Origin of the sequence: Bacillus sp. BML-BC051 (assembly GCF_019656175.1) — a bacterium.
Lineage (GTDB): Bacteria > Bacillota > Bacilli > Bacillales > Bacillaceae_G > Bacillus_A > Bacillus_A mobilis.
Genome location: NZ_BPLI01000085.1, coordinates 1 through 920 on the forward strand (window position 1 = coordinate 1; position 920 = coordinate 920).

Consider the following 920-nt stretch of genomic DNA (forward strand, 5'->3'; position numbering starts at 1 on the left):
CACCCTCTCAAGTCGGCTACGCATGTTTGCCTTGGTGAGCCGTTACCTCACCAACGAGCTAATGCGACGCGGGTCCATCCATAAGTGACAGCCGAAGCCGCCCGTCAATTGCGAACCATGCAGTGCAAAATGTTATCTCGGTATTAGCCCCGGTTTCCCGGAGTTATCCCAGTCTTATGGGCAGGTTACCCACGTGTTACTCACCCGTCCGCCGCTAACTTCATAAGAGCAAGCTCTCAATCCATTCGCTCGACTTGCATGTATTAGGCACGCCGCCAGCGTTCATCCTGAGCCAGGATCAAACTCTCCAATAAAGTTAGTTTGTCTAGCATCTAAAAATAAAAATTGACGTTTCACGTTGTTTGTTTCGTTCAGTTTTCAAAGAACTTTTTTGGTGGAGCCTAGCGGGATCGAACCGCTGACCTCCTGCGTGCAAGGCAGGCGCTCTCCCAGCTGAGCTAAGGCCCCAAACAATTATCGGGAAGACAGGATTTGAACCTGCGACCCCCTGGTCCCAAACCAGGTGCTCTACCAAGCTGAGCCACTTCCCGAAAGAAAACGCGCCCGAGAGGAGTCGAACCCCTAACCTCTTGATCCGTAGTCAAACGCTCTATCCAATTGAGCTACGGGCGCATATGGTGCCGAGGGCGGGGGTCGAACCCGCACGGTGGTCACCCACCGCAGGATTTTAAGTCCTGTGCGTCTGCCTGTTCCGCCACCCCGGCATGTCATATTGGAAATTGGAGCGGAAGACGGGATTCGAACCCGCGACCCCAACCTTGGCAAGGTTGTATTCTACCACTGAACTACTTCCGCAAGACATGTTTGAGTTATTTTATTAAAAGTGCGGGTGAAGGGAGTCGAACCCCCACGCCAAAGGCGCTAGATCCTAAGTCTAGTGCGTCTGCCAATTCCGCCAC

At 53.0% G+C, this 920-nt stretch carries 5 tRNA genes and 1 rRNA gene; all 6 read right to left on the reverse strand.

Annotated features, from left to right (window positions below):
• A 16S ribosomal RNA gene (locus tag K5S59_RS27275) occupies positions 1-314 on the reverse strand; the annotation flags it as partial.
• 78 nt (positions 315-392) lie between these two features.
• Positions 393-468: transfer RNA gene (locus tag K5S59_RS27280), tRNA-Ala, on the reverse strand.
• A 9-nt stretch (positions 469-477) separates the two neighbouring features.
• Positions 478-551 (reverse strand) — tRNA-Pro (locus tag K5S59_RS27285).
• 8 nt (positions 552-559) lie between these two features.
• Positions 560-633, reverse strand: a tRNA-Arg gene (locus tag K5S59_RS27290).
• 3 nt (positions 634-636) lie between these two features.
• Positions 637-725: transfer RNA gene (locus tag K5S59_RS27295), tRNA-Leu, on the reverse strand.
• A 16-nt stretch (positions 726-741) separates the two neighbouring features.
• A tRNA-Gly gene (locus tag K5S59_RS27300) sits at positions 742-816 on the reverse strand.
• Positions 817-920 lie beyond the last annotated feature (104 nt).